The 15,615-nt window shown below is 66.7% G+C and carries 11 protein-coding genes; 8 read left to right on the top strand and 3 right to left on the bottom strand.

Going from position 1 to position 15,615, the window contains the following annotated elements; translation table 11 throughout:
* Positions 1 to 50: 50 nt before the first annotated feature.
* The 7 genes from BJP32_RS05140 to BJP32_RS05170 all read left to right on the top strand — a co-directional run bounded on the left by BJP32_RS05140 (position 51) and on the right by BJP32_RS05170 (position 9,867).
* Entirely contained in the window at positions 51 to 1,838 is a 1,788-nt protein-coding gene (locus BJP32_RS05140; protein WP_046653477.1) for an autotransporter assembly complex family protein, read from the top strand.
* Positions 1,835 to 6,073, top strand: coding sequence for a translocation/assembly module TamB domain-containing protein (locus tag BJP32_RS05145; RefSeq protein WP_076223175.1), 4,239 nt, complete (start codon positions 1,835 to 1,837; stop codon positions 6,071 to 6,073). The genes BJP32_RS05140 and BJP32_RS05145 overlap by 4 nt, the downstream gene beginning before the upstream one ends.
* An 86-nt stretch (positions 6,074 to 6,159) precedes the next feature.
* Entirely contained in the window at positions 6,160 to 6,417 is a 258-nt protein-coding gene (locus tag BJP32_RS05150) for a hypothetical protein (protein WP_046653481.1), read from the top strand.
* A complete protein-coding gene (locus BJP32_RS05155; protein WP_046653483.1) occupies positions 6,414 to 7,502 on the top strand; it encodes a PA0069 family radical SAM protein in 1,089 nt (362 codons plus the stop codon). Before BJP32_RS05150 ends, BJP32_RS05155 begins: the two co-directional genes overlap by 4 nt.
* Positions 7,503 to 7,740: 238 nt before the next feature.
* The gene (locus BJP32_RS05160) at positions 7,741 to 7,929 is read left to right on the top strand and encodes a hypothetical protein (protein ID WP_143255421.1); all 189 of its coding nucleotides are present in this window, start codon (positions 7,741 to 7,743) and stop codon (positions 7,927 to 7,929) included.
* A gap of 176 nt (positions 7,930 to 8,105) precedes the next feature.
* A complete protein-coding gene (locus tag BJP32_RS05165) occupies positions 8,106 to 8,975 on the top strand; it encodes a PA0069 family radical SAM protein (RefSeq protein ID WP_233126725.1) in 870 nt (289 codons plus the stop codon).
* Positions 8,976 to 9,021: 46 nt separating this feature from the next.
* Positions 9,022 to 9,867, top strand: coding sequence for an alpha/beta hydrolase (locus tag BJP32_RS05170; RefSeq protein WP_076223177.1), 846 nt, complete (start codon positions 9,022 to 9,024; stop codon positions 9,865 to 9,867).
* Positions 9,868 to 9,887: 20 nt separating this feature from the next.
* On the opposite strand, the gene BJP32_RS05175 is transcribed toward BJP32_RS05170, so the two are convergent.
* Positions 9,888 to 11,129, bottom strand: coding sequence for a class I SAM-dependent RNA methyltransferase (locus BJP32_RS05175; protein WP_046653775.1), 1,242 nt, complete (start codon positions 11,127 to 11,129; stop codon positions 9,888 to 9,890).
* A 157-nt stretch (positions 11,130 to 11,286) separates the two neighbouring features.
* On the opposite strand from BJP32_RS05175, the gene BJP32_RS05180 reads away from it, so the two are divergent.
* Complete coding sequence (locus tag BJP32_RS05180; RefSeq protein WP_076223178.1) at positions 11,287 to 11,943, top strand: glycine zipper 2TM domain-containing protein; 657 nt, start codon at positions 11,287 to 11,289, stop codon at positions 11,941 to 11,943.
* 73 nt (positions 11,944 to 12,016) lie between these two features.
* Here BJP32_RS05180 and BJP32_RS05185 read toward each other — a convergent pair whose 3' ends face one another.
* Positions 12,017 to 12,751: a TlyA family RNA methyltransferase gene (locus tag BJP32_RS05185; RefSeq protein ID WP_046653488.1), complete on the bottom strand. Its 735-nt coding sequence runs from the start codon at positions 12,749 to 12,751 to the stop codon at positions 12,017 to 12,019.
* Positions 12,748 to 15,504: a valine--tRNA ligase gene (locus BJP32_RS05190; RefSeq protein WP_046653777.1), complete on the bottom strand. Its 2,757-nt coding sequence runs from the start codon at positions 15,502 to 15,504 to the stop codon at positions 12,748 to 12,750. The genes BJP32_RS05185 and BJP32_RS05190 overlap by 4 nt, the downstream gene beginning before the upstream one ends.
* Positions 15,505 to 15,615: the final 111 nt, after the last annotated feature.

Genomic DNA, 15,615 nt, shown 5'->3' on the forward strand with positions numbered 1-15,615 from the left:
GGCGAACGGGGCTAAGCGCCCTTTGATCGTCTCGTAACCAGGGTTCGGATTTGACGTCGAGGCTCCCCCTCCTTCTTGCTGGCGCAGCTGTATGCGCGCTCGCAAGCCAAGCCGTCGCCGAACCTCGCGCCCAGATTCGCGGTGAAATAGACGGCGACCTCAAACGCCAGCTGGAACAGGCGATCGGCGATGTCGACGGCGCCCCGTCCAGCCGGTTCGAGGCCCGTCGTCGCGCCCGTGCGGCCGTGACCTCGGCTCAAGCCTTGTTGCGTTCGGAAGGCTATTATCAAGCCACGGTCGAGGATCAGGTCGAGGGCGACGACAAGCCCGTCGCGATAGTCCAGATTGCGCCGGGTCGCCGCTTCGTCCTGGGCGAAACCACGATCAACTGGACCGCTCCCGCGCCGGACGCAGAAACCAGCGCCGCGGTCATCGAAGACATCCGTCTCAAGCCGGGCGAGCCGGGCCGGGCCGCCGGCATCCTGGAAGCCGAAGGCCGCGTCGTCGCCGGCCTGACCCGACGGGGCTATGCGGACGCCGCCGCCCTGCCCCGCCGCGTGGTCGTGGATCACGCCACCTTCCTGGTTCAACCGGGCTTCAACATCAACTCGGGCGAGCTGGTGCGGCTGAACGGCATTCAGCTACGGACCCGGGGGCCGACCAAGGAAAGCTGGCTTCAGAGCCTGGTCCCCTGGGAGGAAGGCGACCGCTACGATCCCGAGGACGTGGCCGAACTGGAACGGCGCCTGCTGGACACCGGCGTCTATGACGGCGTGGGCGTGGCCCTGTCGCCGCTCGACGACATTCGACCGGACGGCTTGCGCCCGGTCGTCGTCACCCTGGCCGATCGGCCGGTCAGCCTGCTGGAAGCCGGCGCCAGCTATTCGACTTATGAAGGCGTCGGCGCCGACGTTTTCCGGACCCGCTACAATCGCTTCGGCCGGGCCGACACCCTGCGCTACGGCGCACGTATCGCCAGCATCGACAGCCGCATCGGCGGCGAGTGGTCGCAACCGCACTGGCGCAGGGCGGGACGAACGCTGAAACTGTCGTCCTATATCGTCAACGAACAGACCGACGCCTACGACCGCAGCGCCATCACCCTGGCTGCGGACCTGTCGCAACGCCTCGGCAAGACGTCGTGGTTCAGCTACGGCGTGGGCGTCGATGCGGGCCGCTACACGGAATATCGGTTCGACCCGGTGACCCAGGCGCCGATCACCTTCGATCGCGACCTGGCGATCGTCACCCTGCGCGGCGGCGCCTTCATGGATCGCTCGAACGATCCGCTGAACCCGACCTCGGGCTATCGCCTGTCGCTGTCGACCCAGCCCACGGCCGTGACCGGCGAGGATACGGTGCTGTTCCTGCGCACCGAAGGTCAGGCGAGCGCCTATCTGCCGATCCAGGATGACGCCAAGACCGTGCTGGCCGGCCGCGTCCGCATCGGGTCCATCATCGGCGGCCAGGAACTGACCGTGCCTTCGGACCGACTGTTCTATTCCGGCGGCGGCGGCTCTGTGCGCGGCTATTCCTATCAGAGCATCAACCCTCGCCTGCCCAACAACCGACCGCGCGGCGGCCTGTCGCTGTTCGAGACCTCGATCGAGGTGCGACGCGACATCGGCGAGAAATTCCAGGCCGTGGCCTTCGTCGACGGCGGCGCCGTCGGCTTTCAGGAAACGCCGAACCTGACCAATATGCGCTACGGCGCGGGCGTCGGCGTACGTTACAAGCTGCCCTTCGGTCCTGTTCGCGCCGACATCGCCTTCCCGCTGAACAAGCGAGAGGGCGACTCCGGATTCCAGCTCTATCTCAGCATCGGCCAGGCGTTTTGACCGACACACCTCCGCCTCAAGAAACGGGCGCAGACGTCGCCGATACGCCGGCCGAGAAGGCCAAGCGCAAGCGCACGCGTCTGCAACTGGCGGCCTTCGTCGCGGGCATGACCTTCGCCGGTCTGCTGGCGCTTATCGTCGTCGCCCTGGTGGGCGGACGGATGTATCTGGTGTCCGACGCGGGGCGCGAACTGATCACCAGCTTCGTCGCGGGTAAGAAGATCAGCCGCTACGGCCGGATCAACGTCGAGGGACTTCAAGGCGATCTGTTCGACGACTTCCGTCTGAAGCGCGTCACCGTGACCGACGAAAAGGGCGTCTGGCTGGAAGCGACCGACGTCCGCGTCGACTGGTCCTACTGGCCTCTGCTGGCGCGGCGCTTCCATGCGACGGAAATCAGCGCGGGCCAGATCCGCCTGTTGCGCCGTCCCGAGCTTGAGCCGCCGAGCGAGCCGGGCGGGCCGCAGGCCATCTCCATCGACATCGACCGCTTCAGCGCCAATGTCGAACTGCTGGAAGGCTTCTCCAAGGAGTACGGCCGCTGGACCCTCAGCGGCGACGCCGCCATTCCGCGCAAGGGCGTCAAGACCGCCAACGTCAACGCCTACAGCCTGAACCGCAAGGGCGACTATCTGCGTCTGGCCGCCGCCTTCGGCGACAAGCCCGAAGACCTGCGCGTCAATCTGCGCGCCAATGAGGCCCAGGGCGGCCCGATCGCAGGGTCGCTGGGCTATTCGCCCGATCAGCCTTTCTCGGCCGTGGCCGTGGTCAACGGCGAGGTCATCGACGTGGCCGTCCAGACCGGCCAGTTCCGCCCCCTGCTGGTGCAAGGAAGCTATGGCGATAACGGCGCCAAGGTGTCGGGTTACGCCGACTTCTCCGGCTCCGACCTGCTGGAGCCCTTCGTCGAACGCATCGGCCGCACCGCCCGCTTCGGCTTCGCCATGACGCCGGACGCCAAGCGCGAAGGCTATCAGGGCGTGGCCTGGCGCCTGTACGCCGACAACATCGAATCCAGCGCGCGCGGCCTGATCCGCACTACGGACAACACTTCGCCCGACGGCATCAGCCTGGAGGTGAACACCCCCTCGCTCAGCCGCCTGGTGGGCAGTCCGATCGCCGGTCCCGCCGCCTATACGGGCGTGTTCAAGGGCGACGCCCAGGTGTGGAGTCTGCAAGGCTCGGCCAGTCTGCTGAACGCCGACATCGCTTCCTATCGCGCCACGCGCATCTCGGGCCCGGTCAACATCGCCGCCAACAAGGGGCGTATCGACGTGACGACCGACGTGCGCGCCGTCGGCGGCTCATCGGCGGGCATCATCGGCGGCCTGCTGGGCTCTGCGCCGCGCATCCAGATGGAAGGCGCGCGCATGGCTGACGGCGCCATGCTGCTGAAGAAGATCGACGCGCGCGGACAGGGGCTGACCCTGACCGGCTCGGGCGGGCGCAGCCTGAACGGCGCACTGAACTTCAGCGGCCGCGCCGACCTGACCGATCTGTCGCGCATTCAACCCGGCGCGCGCGGCGCGTTCGGCGGACCGATCCGGGCGGCCTCGGCCAAGACGGGCGCGCCCTGGACATTGAGCTTCGACGGACGCGGCTCGCGCATGGCCGTCGGCATGGAAGAGCTGGACCGTCTACTGGGCGCCGCACCGCGCCTGCAACTGGCTGGTTCTCTGAACAACGGCGTCGTCTCCATCGATCGCGGAGAGCTGACCGGCGCCGCCGGGCGCGCGGGCGCCAAGGGTCTGATCGAGGGCGCCAAGCTGCGGCTGGCGCTGGACTGGAACGCCCATGGCCCCTTCGGCGTCGGCCCGGTCGCCATCGACGGCGCCATGTCGGGCGACGGCGCCCTGACCGGCACCCTTGCCCAGCCGCGCGCCGATCTGCGCGCCGCCTTCGACAAGGTGGCGGCGGGCGGCCTGATCCTGACCAACGCCGATCTGATCCTCAGCTTCCGCAAGGGCGCCGACGCTTCGGACGGGCGCGTGGTGCTGAACTCAGGCTCCAACTACGGACCGGCCCATGCTTCGGGCAACTTCTTCCTGGGCGGACCGCGCCTGCGTCTGTCGGACGTCGATGTGAACGCGGGCGGCGTGGCGGCCCAGGGCGACGTCGCCCTGTCGAACAACTTCCCCTCCAGCGCCGACCTGACCTTCACGGCACGCCAGGGGGCCTTCCTGGCCTCGGGCGAGGCCAACGGCCGCGTGCGCCTGACCGAGGGCGCGGGCGACCAGACGGCCGTGCTCGACGTCACTGGGCGCAATGTGCGCCTGACCGGCCAGGACTGGACCCTGCGCACCCTGTCGCTCAAGGGCCAGGGCACGCTGGATCGCCTGCCCTTCACCCTGGCGGCCGACGTCGGCGGCGCCAATCCGGTGCAGTTCAACGGCTCGGGCGAATACGCCCGCCAAGGCCAGGCCCAGAGCCTGACCCTGCGCGGCGGCGGCCGCGTGCGCGAGATCGCCTTCACCACCCGCGCGCCCGCCGTTTTCGCTCTTAACGGCGACGGCCGCGTCGCCCGCCTGGACCTGGGCGTCGGCGGCGGCGTCCTGACCGGCGAGTTGAAGCAGGACAGCGAAGGCAGCGTCATCCAGGCCGACATGAGCAACGTCGAAATGGGCTCGCTGATCCCCGATCTGCGCGGCCAGGTGACGGGTCGCGTTTCGATGCAGGGCCAAGGCGACACGCTGCGCGGCTCCGCCAATGTCGACCTGAAGCAACTGCGCAGCCTGGACGCGCCGCGCGGCCTGGCCGTCGACGGCACGCTGAACGCCGACCTGACGGGCGACGCCCTGCGCCTGCGTGCAGAAGCCCACAACGGTACGACCGTTCAGGCCACAGCCGATGTCACCCTGCCGGTCGAAACCTCGGCCGCGCCCCTGCGCCTGGCTATCGCCCGGACCGAGAACCTGTCGGGCCAGGTCGCCATCCGCGGTCAGATCCAGCCCATCTGGGATCTGTTCCTGGGCGGCGCTCAATCCCTATCGGCTCAGGTGAACGCTCAGGCGACCCTGGCCGGCACCCTGAACGCGCCGCGCCTGAACGGTCGACTGGATCTGAGCGAAGGCTCGTTCCGTGATGGAGCCTCGGGCCTGCGCCTACAGAACATGACCCTGGCCAGCCGCTTCAACGACAGCCAGGCGGTGATCGAACGATTCCAGGCCACCGACGGCCTGAAGGGCGAAGTGTCCGGCAGCGGCGACCTGGGTCTGCGTCAAGGTTCGCCCTCGACTCTGCGCCTGGAGCTGGCGCGCTTCCAGATCATCGATAACGACATCGCCAAGGCGCGGGCCAACGGCCGACTGACGGCCGTGCGCGGCGCCGACGGCAACATCCGCCTGACCGGCAATGTGAATATCGACGACGCCGAGATTTCGCCCGACCTGCCCGGTTCGACCGGCATCGTCAAAATGGACGTGGTCGAGATCAACCGCCCCGGCGGCGACGTCGTCGAGACCGAAAAGAAGGCCGCCGCCGGCCCGCAGATCGGCCTGGACCTAACCCTGACGGGACGCGAGATCTACCTGCGCGGACGCGGCCTGAACGTCGAACTGCGCGCCGACGCCCGCGTGCGCGGCACCATCACCCAGCCCGAACTGAGCGGCACGGCCAATGTGGTGCGCGGCGACTATGAGTTCGCGGGCAAGCGCTTCGTCTTCAACGATCGCGGCTCGGTCATCCTGTCCACCGATCCGGCGCGCATCCGCCTGAACCTGGAAGCCGTGCGCGAAGACCCCGCCCTGACGGCCGTGATCAAGGTGACGGGCACCGCCGTCTCGCCCAAGATCGAGCTGACCTCCACGCCTGACCTGCCTCAGGACGAAATCCTGTCGCAGGTGCTGTTCGGACGTTCGGCGGCCCAGTTGTCGCCGTTCGAAGCGGCGCAACTGGCCTCGGCCGTGGCGTCCCTGGCGGGCGGCGGGGGTTTCGATGTCATCGGCAACCTGCGCGAACTGGCCGGCCTGGACCGCCTGTCCTTCAGCGGCGAGGCCTCCAGCCTGACCGTCGCGGGCGGTCGCTACATCACCGACGACATCTATCTGGAGGTCATCGGCGGGGCTGAGCGCGGCGCAGCCGTCAATGTGGAGTGGCAGGTGCGACGCAACCTGGCCATCACCTCCAAGTTCGGCGGCGAAGGCGACACAGCCCTGTCGGTCCGCTGGCGCCGCGAAGGCCCCCGCCCCGGCGGCGACCGTCGCGACCGCCGTCCCAACGCCGCCGCCCGACGCTAACCCGAGCGAGGCCGGCTAGAAGCCAGTCTCGTTCTATCGTCCATTTTGTTCTTGATTTGTTCTAATTCGTTCCCCATCCTGCGGGCATGAGTAAGGCGATCAACGGACGCGGCGCACGCTCCAACGCCTCGGGTCGGTATGAAGCCGATCGGCGCGAGGCCTACGACGACGGCTGGACGGATCAGGACGAGGCGGCGACCCCGCTTCGCACCACCCTGTCCCCGGAACACGCGCGCACCATCATCGCCAAGAATACGAGTCCCGACGTCGGCTTCGATCGCTCCATCAACCCCTACAAGGGCTGCGAACATGGCTGGGTCTACTGTCCTGTTACACTCCCATGATCGCCGCCGCCAAAACTAGGCCGGTAGCGCGCGGCCGAGGCGCTCGATCGAACGCCAGCGGTCGTTTCGAAGCCACCAAAGTCGAGGCGTTCGATGATGGCTGGACCGACGACGACGACGCCCTCCCTGCCCAAATTCCTACTACGGTGACGCCGCTTCGGTCGCGGACCATTATCAGCAAGAATCAAAGCCCGGACATCGGTTTCGAGCGTTCGATCAACACTTATAAGGGATGCAGCCACGGTTGTATTTATTGCTACGCGAGGCCGTCCCATGCCTATCTAGGTCTGTCCCCTGGCCTGGATTTTGAGACCAGAATCTTCTCCAAACCCGAAGCGGCGCGACTTCTGGAGCAGGAACTCAGCGCTCGCAAATACGTCTGCAAACGCATCCACATAGGCGGCGACACAGACCCTTATCAGCCTGACGAGAAGTCGTTGCTGATCACGCGCAGCGTGCTGGAGGTTGCGGCCAAGTTCAACCAGCCGATCTCGGTGATCACCAAGTCAAACCTGATCACCCGCGACCTCGACATCCTAGGTCCAATGGCCCGAGAGAGACTGGCGACGGCCTTCGTCTCGCTCACCACCCTGGACCGTGGGTTGGCCCGCGCCATGGAACCGCGCACCTCGACCCCGACAAAGCGCCTGGAGGCGATCTCACGTCTGGCCGAGGCCGGCGTTCCCGTAGGCGTCGGGTTCGCCCCCGTCATCCCAGGGCTGAATGACCACGAACTCGAATCCATCCTAGAGGCCGCCGCCAAAGCCGGCGCCACCACGGCAATGTATGTCACCCTGCGCTTACCCCTAGAGATCAAAGACCTCTTCAAGGAATGGCTGGCCGATGTTCGCCCAGATCGGGCCGCGCGGGTTATGTCGCTGGTTCGCCAGACGCGCGGCGGCAAGGAATACGACGCGGACTGGGCGCAACGCATGAAGGGCACGGGGCCGGTAGCCGAATTGATCGCGGCACGTTTTAAGGCGGCGGTGAAGCGATACGGCCTCGACGGCCCCAAACACGAACTGGACCTGACGAAGTTTCAGGTGCCCGCGTCGGCGCGTGCCCAATTAGACCTGTTCGCCTAGCTGACGGCTGCAACGCTCTATGTTGTGTCTACTTTCAGGCCAGGCGTCTATTTCCGCTTCCGACCCCTTGCTGACGTTCGGGGCATTTTTTCTGGCGTTGTTTTTATCGCCCGTTTTTAGCCTGCCCATGACTGGCGAACACACGCAGCCCGTATAAAGTTACAGTGCCAGCATGGAGCCAAGTGTGAACGTTTTGCCATTCACCCTGATGATAGCGTCTATCCTCGGATATCTATTCTTGAGCAAGAGCCGGTCGATCATCGAAGCGCGGCCCATGGGAGCCGCCCTCTATCGCGGTTTGCAGACTGCGTCTTTGCTGGTGTTGATAGCGCTGTTTAGCTGGCAGGTATTTTCTATGGGGTTCGAAATGGGCGGTGACGTGGCCCGTCGCGACGCGCGCGCCGAGACGCGGGCCTTGGCCTCCTAGTATCGATACGCTGGACTATCGGCGCTTGACGCAAGTCCAATGTCCGCTTTCCACCCTTCTCAGACATTCGGCAGGTCCGCTTCAGTCAATTGTGGGTCGGGGGCGTAGCAGTACCGTCCATGCGCCATGGCTACATTGCCCAAAAATCGCCTTAAGCCATTGATTTTACTAAATTCATGCGCGGGAGTTACGAAATCTGCATCTACTGCTACGCCCGTCCGTCCCATGCCTGGATGGGCCTATCCCCGGGCCAGGATTTCGAGAGCCGGATCTTCTTCAAGCCGGACGCCGCGCGTCTGCTGGAACAGGAACTCTCAAAGCCCCGGTACGTCTGCCGGCGCATCCACATAGGCGGCAACACCGACCCCTATCAGCCGGTCGAGCGCGAAACGAATTCGACCCGTTCGATCCTGGAGGTCATGCAGCGCTTCAACCACCCGTTCAGCATCATCACCAAGTCGGTGCTGATCGCGCGCGACGCCGACATCCTGGGCGACATGGGGCGGCGCGGTCTGGCCTCGGCCTTCATCTCCATCACCACGCTGGACCGCAAGCTGGCGCGGGCGATGGAGCCGCGCGCCTCCACGCCCGCCAAGCGGCTGGAGGCGATCAGCCGCCTGGCAGATGCGGGATGCCCGGTCGGCGTCGGCTTCGCCCCCGTCATTCCCGGCCTGAACGATCACGAACTGGAAGCCGTGCTGGAGGCGGCGCAGAAGGCGGGCGCGGCCTCGGCCATGTATGTGACCCTGCGCCTGCCGATGGAGATCAAGGATCTGTTCCGAGAATGGCTGGCCGATGCTCGCCCCGATCGGGCGGCGCGCGTCATGTCCCTGATCCGCCAGACGCGCGGCGGCAAGGATTACGACCCCGACTGGTCCCAACGCATGAAGGGAACCGGCCCCGTCGCCGAACTGATCGCCACGCGCTTCAGGGCGGCGGCCAGGCGCTATGGTCTGGACGCGCCGCGTCAGGCGCTGGACCTCACCCAGTTCCGCGTTCCCGCCGACGCCCGGCCGCAGCTCGATCTGTTCGACATTCCCGCCTGACGCCGCCTAGGATGACCTTTCAGCAGGCAGGGTGAGGACCATCTCCATGCGCGGAACCCGGATGATCATCGTCGCAGTAGCGGCCATCAGCGCCGGCGGCTGTTCCGTCAACGTGCCGGAGAACGCCTTCCTCTACCCCGATGCGCGTATCTTAGCCGAGAAGATCGAGCTCACCCCTGGCCCCGCCATGCCGCCATCCGCGCAGACTCTGACCCTGCCCTATGCCGGCGGCCAACTGGCCACGACCCGGCTGTCCTCCACGAAGGACGATCAGGCGCCGCTGATCCTGTTCTGCGGCGGCAACATGTTCCGGCAATCGGCCTATGGCGGACTGGTGGGCGGACAACTCGCGACTTTCGGCGACGTCCTGCTGTTCGACTATCCCGGCTACGGCGCATCGACCGGCGCGTCCGACATCGCCGGCATGAAGGCGGCTGTCGCCGCCATGGCAGCTCGTGCACGGGCGATAGCCGATCGGGAGCAACGGCGGCTCATCCTGTGGGGGCACTCCCTCGGCGGAACCGTCTGCGCAGAGGGGGCGGTGAACGCCAAGGCCGACGTTCTGGTGCTGGAAACGACGACGCCGTCAGCCAACGCCGTCATGCAGGAGACCCTGGGCTGGAAACGACTGTTGGTTCGCGTTCGCCTGGCCCCGCCCCTGGCCGAAGTCGATATTCCTTCGACCCTCGCCGACTATCCCGGCCGGATCATCGTGCTTGAGGCCGGGCGCGACACGGTGCTGCCTCCCGTCCTGAGCCGCCGCCTGGCCCAGGCGCTGACGGCAAAGGGACGATCTGTCGACCACCTGGTCTTCGCCGAGGCGGGCCACAACGACGTGCACAGCCAACCCGACTTCACGTCCCGAATGGCCGAAGCTCTCGCCCGTCCGTGATCGGTTCGACCTAATCTCGCCTAGCGCCGGAAGACGCCAACCAGTTCAATGTGCGTCGACCAGATGAACTGGTCGATCGGCGTGACCTTCTCCAGTCGGAAACCGGCGTCGACCAGCACCCGCGCGTCGCGGGCGAAGGTCTGGGGATTGCAGGACACCCCGACGACGACCGACGCCTTGGTCCCCGGCAGTTGCTGCGTCTGTTCCAGAGCGCCCGCGCGCGGCGGGTCCAGGACGACGGCGTCGCAGCCCTTCAGGTCATAGGGCGACAGCGGACGGCGGAACAAATCTCGCGCCTGGGCTTCGATCCCCTTCAGGCCCTGAGCGGTACTCAGACCCGCCTTCAGGGCGGCGATGGAGGCGGCGGCGGAATCGGCGGCTGTCACGCTGGCGATCTCGGCCAGAGGGAAGGTGAACGTCCCCGCCCCGCAGAACAGGTCCGCCACCTTCTTGGCCCCCCTCACCGCCTCGACCGCGCGTTCGACCATGGCGGCCTCAGCGGCGGGCGACGCCTGCAGGAAACCGCCCGCCGGCAAGGGCACGGACGCGCGCCCGAACCGCACGCGCGGCTGACGCGCCATGACCAGCGTATCGCCGTCCAGGCTGAGACGCGCCAGATCGGCCTCGGCGGCCGCCGCAATGGCCAGCGCCAACTGGTCTCCATTCAGGCCGCCCGAACGCTTCTCGACCCCGGTCACATCGACGTCCAGACCGGTGTCGGTCAGGGTGACGTGCAGGGTCGGCGCCGATTTCGGATGCCCCAGGAAGGGCGCCGCCACCTTGGCCAGGGCGGGCAGAGCCGCCGTCAGATGCGGGTCCGACAGCGGGCAGTCCGTCAGTTCGACCACCCGCCACGACTTGCGCGCCTTGAAACCCAGGATGACGCGGCCGTCCGCGCCCTGCCGCGCATGCAGCGCCAGGCGGCGACGACTGGCCAGCGGCGTCGCCACGGTCGCCTCGACCTCGGTCTCCAGCCCCTCGCGCGCCAGGGTCTGGATCACCACCTCGCGCTTCCAGGCCAGATAGGGCTCATCGGCCCAGTGCTGCAACGGCGCGACCCCGCATTCGGCATAGGTCCGCGAATGGATCGGACGGCGGTCGGGGCTCGCCTCGATCAGATCGAACCGCTCGGCCCGTCCGTCCTTGACCTCAGCGGCGATCACCTCGCCCGGCAGGGCGCCCGGCACGAAGACCGAGCCGTTGGCGGTGTCGGCGATCCCGTCGCCCTGATGGCCCATGCGGGCGATGGTCAGCGTCTGCATCATGCGCGGCTTCTAGCGGTTTCCGCGCAAAAATCGAAACATGAACGAAGATGAACGACGCGATCAAAAGCCGTTCAGCTTCGCGACCCTATCAATGGCTGCAACAGACGGCGGCCTGATCCGTTCAGGTGCGGCATCCGTCGAAGGAACAAAAACGATGATCGCTCTCATCTCGAAAAAAGCCTCGGCCGCCGCCATCGCCGTCCTGGCCTGCGCCTCCGCTGTCGCCCTGCCCGGCGTCGCTTCGGCTCAGAGCTACGGCTACGACTATCCGCCCGCCTATGGCTACGGGAACGGCGGCTACAGCCAGGGCACCTACTACGATCCCTGCGCGCGTGATCAACGCCAACGCGCCACGACCGGCGGCCTGCTGGGCGCGGCCATCGGCGCCGTCGCAGGCTCTCAACTGGCGGCGCGCGGCCGCCGCACCGAAGGCAGCGCCCTGGGCGGCGTCCTGGGCGCCGCGATCGGCGCGGGCGTGGGCAACAGCTCGGCCGCCTGCGACAGCAACTATCGCCGCGACACGCGCTATTCGAACTCCGGCTATTCCGGAACCTACGTCCCGCCCGCCTACGGCTACGACAACCGCGGCTACGATCGCCGCTATGATGATCGCCGCGACGGCTACGACTACTACCGCGACTATCCGCAAGCCATCGATCCGGGCTTCAGCCCCCAGACCAGCGGCTATCAGGGCTATGGCGACGAATGCCGCCTGGCCGAAAGCAACATCCGTCTTCCCGACGGTCGCATGGAGACGCGCTATGTCCGCTCCTGCCGTGACCAATCGGGCCGCTATCGCGTCGTCGATTAAGTTTCAGCCCCCCTGTCAATCGACGATGTGAAGAGGGCCGCCGGATATCCGGCGGCCCTCAAATCGTTTGAGCTCAGGCTTTCTGCGCCCAGAGCAGAAACTCGACGTTGCCGTCGCCGCCCGTGATCGGGCTGTCGGCGACCTCGCGCACGGCCCAGCCGCTCTCGTCCAGCCATTCGCGCACCTTGGCCACGGCGGCGGCGTGCGCCTCCGGATCCTTGACCACGCCCTTCTTGCCGACCGCCTTGGGGCCGTCCGCCTCGAACTGCGGCTTGACCAGGGTGATCAGGTCCGCCCCCGGCGTCGCCAGATCGAGCGCCGTCGGCAGCACCTTCGACAGGCTGATGAAGCTGACATCGCAAACGAGTAGGGACGGCGCCTCGGTGATGACGGCCGGCGTCAGATCGCGAGCATCGGTCTTCTCCAGGTTCAGCACGCGCGGATCGGCGGCGACCTTCGGATGCAGTTGCCCCGTGCCGACGTCCACGGCAAACACCCGCGCCGCGCCGCGATCCAGGCAGACCTCGGTGAAGCCGCCCGTAGAGGCGCCGACATCCAGCACGACGCGGCTGTCAACCGCGACCGGCCACAGGTCCAGCGCCCATTCCAGCTTCAAGGCGCCGCGTCCCACCCAGCGAAAGGCGTCGACATAGGTGACGACAGCTTCTTCGCTGACTGCCTGAGACGCCGCCCTGGCGGGCGCGCCGTCCACGGTGACGCCGCCCGCCTCGATCGCCGCCTTGGCCTTGGCCCGGCTTTCGGCCAGGCCGCGCGCGACCAGGAGCTGATCCAGCCGGAGCCGGCTCAAACCATGGCGTCCAGACGGGCGAGAGCAGCCTGCAGCCTGGCCTTGCCCTCTTCGGCCTCGGCCAGCTTGGCGCGCTGTTCCTCGACCACCTCGGCAGCCGCGCGGGCGACGAAGTTGGGGTTGCCCAGCTTCTTGTTCACATGGCCGATGTCGCTGTCGAAGACGGCGATCTCCTTCTCCAAACGCGCGCGCTCGGCGGCCAGGTCGATGATTCCGGCCAGCGACAGGGCGACCGTCGCTCCGCCTGAGACGAAGGTCACAGCCCCGGCCGGCGCGGCCTCGGCCACGGCGACATCGGACACGCGGCCCAGCGTCAGGATCAAATCGCGGTGGCGCGCGATGCGCTCAGCCGTGGCTGCGTCCGGCGCAACAAAGGCCAGCGGCGGCTTGGCCGACGGCGGCACGTTCATCTCAGCCCGCAAAGCGCGGATTTCACCGATCAGGTCGACCAGCCAGCCGATCTCGGCCTCAGCGCCGGCATCGACAAAGGCGTCCGGCAGCACCGGCCAGGTTTCGCCCATCAGCAGGCCGTCGCGGCCAGAATCACGGCCAGCGCCTTCCTTGCCCAGTTCGGCCCACAGCTCCTCGGTGATGTAGGGCATGACCGGATGCAGCAGCTTCAGCGTCTGGTCGATGGTCCAGGCCGTCATGGCGCGGGTCTCGGCCTTGGCGGCTTCGTCGGCGCCGTTGAACACCGGCTTGGCCAGTTCCAGATACCAGTCGCAGAAGACGTTCCAGATGAAGCGGTACAGGGCGCCCGCCGCATCGTCGAAACGGCCGCCCTCGATGGCGTCCGACACCTGGCGCTCGGCCTTGGTCAGTTCGCCGCGGATCCAGCGGTTGATCGTCTGCTGCACGCCAGCGGGGTCGAAGCCCTCGACGCGGCGCGCCTCGTTCATCTGGCTGAAGCGTGCGGCGTTCCACAGCTTGGTGCCGAAATTGCGATAGCCTTCAATGCGCTGTTTCGACAACTTGATGTCGCGCGTACCTGATAGGATCGCCATGGTGAAGCGCAAGGGATCGGCGCCCAGTTCGTCGATGATGCCCAGGGGGTCGATGACGTTGCCCTTGGACTTCGACATCTTCTGGCCCTTCTCGTCGCGGACCAGACCGTTGATGATGACCCGCTTGAAGGGAACTTCGCCGTCCATGAAGTGGATGCCCATCATCATCATCCGGGCGACCCAGAAGAAGATGATGTCCGCCGCCGTCACCAGATCGCTGGTCGGATAGAAGCGCTCCAGATCCTCGGTCTTTTCCGGCCAGCCCATGGTCGAGAAGGGCCACAGGGCCGAGCTGAACCAGGTGTCCAGAACGTCCTCGTCCTGGGTCAGCACGACCTCGGAATCATAGTCCGACATCGCCTGTTCGCGAGCGTCCTCTTCCGTCTCGGCGACGTAGATCTCGCCGTTCGGGCCGTACCAGGCCGGGATGCGATGGCCCCACCACAGCTGGCGCGAAATGCACCAGGGTTCGATGTTGCGCAGCCATTCGAAGTAGATCTTCTCGTAGGACTTCGGCTCGAAGACGGTGGCGCCGTCCTCGACCGCCTTCAGGGCGGGCTGGGCCATGACCTTGGCGTCGACGTACCACTGATCCGTCATCCACGGCTCGATGACGACGCCCGAACGGTCGCCGTGCGGGACCATGTGCTTGGTCTTCTCGATCTCGCGCAGCCAGCCCTCTTCCTCGGCGCGGGCGACGATGGCCTTGCGCGCGGCGAAGCGGTCCATGCCCTCGTATTCCGCGGGCACGTCGGGCGTGTCGGCGGCGGTGATGCGGCCGAAGGCGTCCATGACGTTCAGCGCTTCAAGTCCTGCACGCTTTCCGACGCCGAAATCGTTGAAATCATGGGCAGGCGTGATTTTGACCGCGCCCGAACCCTTGGTCGGATCGGCATAGTCGTCAGCGACGATCGGCACGCGGCGGCCGGTGATCGGCAGGGTCACGAACTTGCCTACCAGACCTGTATAGCGTTCGTCTTCCGGGTGAACGGCCACGCCGGTGTCGCCCAGCATGGTTTCGGGCCGGGTCGTGGCGACGACGATGAAGTCGCGCGTCTCGAACTCGGTCGCCTTGCCGTCTTCGTCGAAGGCGATCGGATGCTGATAGGTCACGCCGTCGGCCAACGGATAGGCGAAGTGCCAATAGGCGCCGTCGACCTCCTTCTGCTCGACCTCAAGGTCGCTGATGGCGGTCTGGAAATGCGGATCCCAGTTCACCAGCCGCTTGTCGCGATAGATCAGGCCGTCCTTGTGCAGTTGCACGAAGACCTTGCGGACGGCGGCGTTCAGCCCCTCGTCCAGGGTGAAGCGCTCGCGCGACCAGTCGCAGGACGAACCCAGACGGCGCAGTTGGCGCACGATGGTCCCGCCGGACTCGGCCTTCCACTCCCACACCTTCTCAATGAAGGCGTCGCGGCCCATGTCGCGGCGGCCGATGTTGCCCTCGGCGGCCAGCTTGCGCTCGACGACCATCTGGGTGGCGATGCCCGCGTGGTCGGTGCCCGGCAGCCACAGGACGGCCTTGCCCTTCATGCGGTGATAGCGGGCCAGGATGTCCTGAAGCGTGTTGTTCAGGGCGTGGCCGATGTGCAGGCTGCCCGTTACGTTCGGCGGCGGAATGACGATCGAATAGGCGTCGGCGGCGCCGTCAGTCGGCTTGGCCGCGCGCGGGGCGAACAGCCCGCTGTCCTCCCACTGGGCGTAGATGCGCGGCTCGGCAGCCTTGGGTTCGAACGTCTTCTCAAGCATGGTCATCTCGTTTCCCCGAGGCGTCGCGCGAAAGCGCCGCCGATCGAGGCTGGAATTCTTCGGTAAAGCAAAGGGCGGTCCCGCCGGAACCGCCCTTAGACGACTTAATGA

This window comes from Brevundimonas sp. ZS04, from assembly GCF_001956865.1.
Classification (GTDB): Bacteria; Pseudomonadota; Alphaproteobacteria; order Caulobacterales; family Caulobacteraceae; genus Brevundimonas; species Brevundimonas diminuta.

What these genes read in the sequence shown, in the direction of transcription:
- BJP32_RS05150 (WP_046653481.1), top strand. Translation starts at nt 6,160, where the DNA reads ATGAGTAAGGCGATCAACGGACGCGGCGCACGCTCCAACGCCTCGGGT.
- BJP32_RS05155 (WP_046653483.1), top strand. Translation starts at nt 6,414, where the DNA reads ATGATCGCCGCCGCCAAAACTAGGCCGGTAGCGCGCGGCCGAGGCGCT.
- BJP32_RS05165 (WP_233126725.1), top strand. Translation starts at nt 8,106, where the DNA reads ATGCGCGGGAGTTACGAAATCTGCATCTACTGCTACGCCCGTCCGTCC.
- BJP32_RS05170 (WP_076223177.1), top strand. Translation starts at nt 9,022, where the DNA reads ATGCGCGGAACCCGGATGATCATCGTCGCAGTAGCGGCCATCAGCGCC.
- BJP32_RS05175 (WP_046653775.1), bottom strand. Translation starts at nt 11,129, where the DNA reads ATGCAGACGCTGACCATCGCCCGCATGGGCCATCAGGGCGACGGGATC.
- BJP32_RS05180 (WP_076223178.1), top strand. Translation starts at nt 11,287, where the DNA reads ATGATCGCTCTCATCTCGAAAAAAGCCTCGGCCGCCGCCATCGCCGTC.
- BJP32_RS05190 (WP_046653777.1), bottom strand. Translation starts at nt 15,504, where the DNA reads ATGCTTGAGAAGACGTTCGAACCCAAGGCTGCCGAGCCGCGCATCTAC.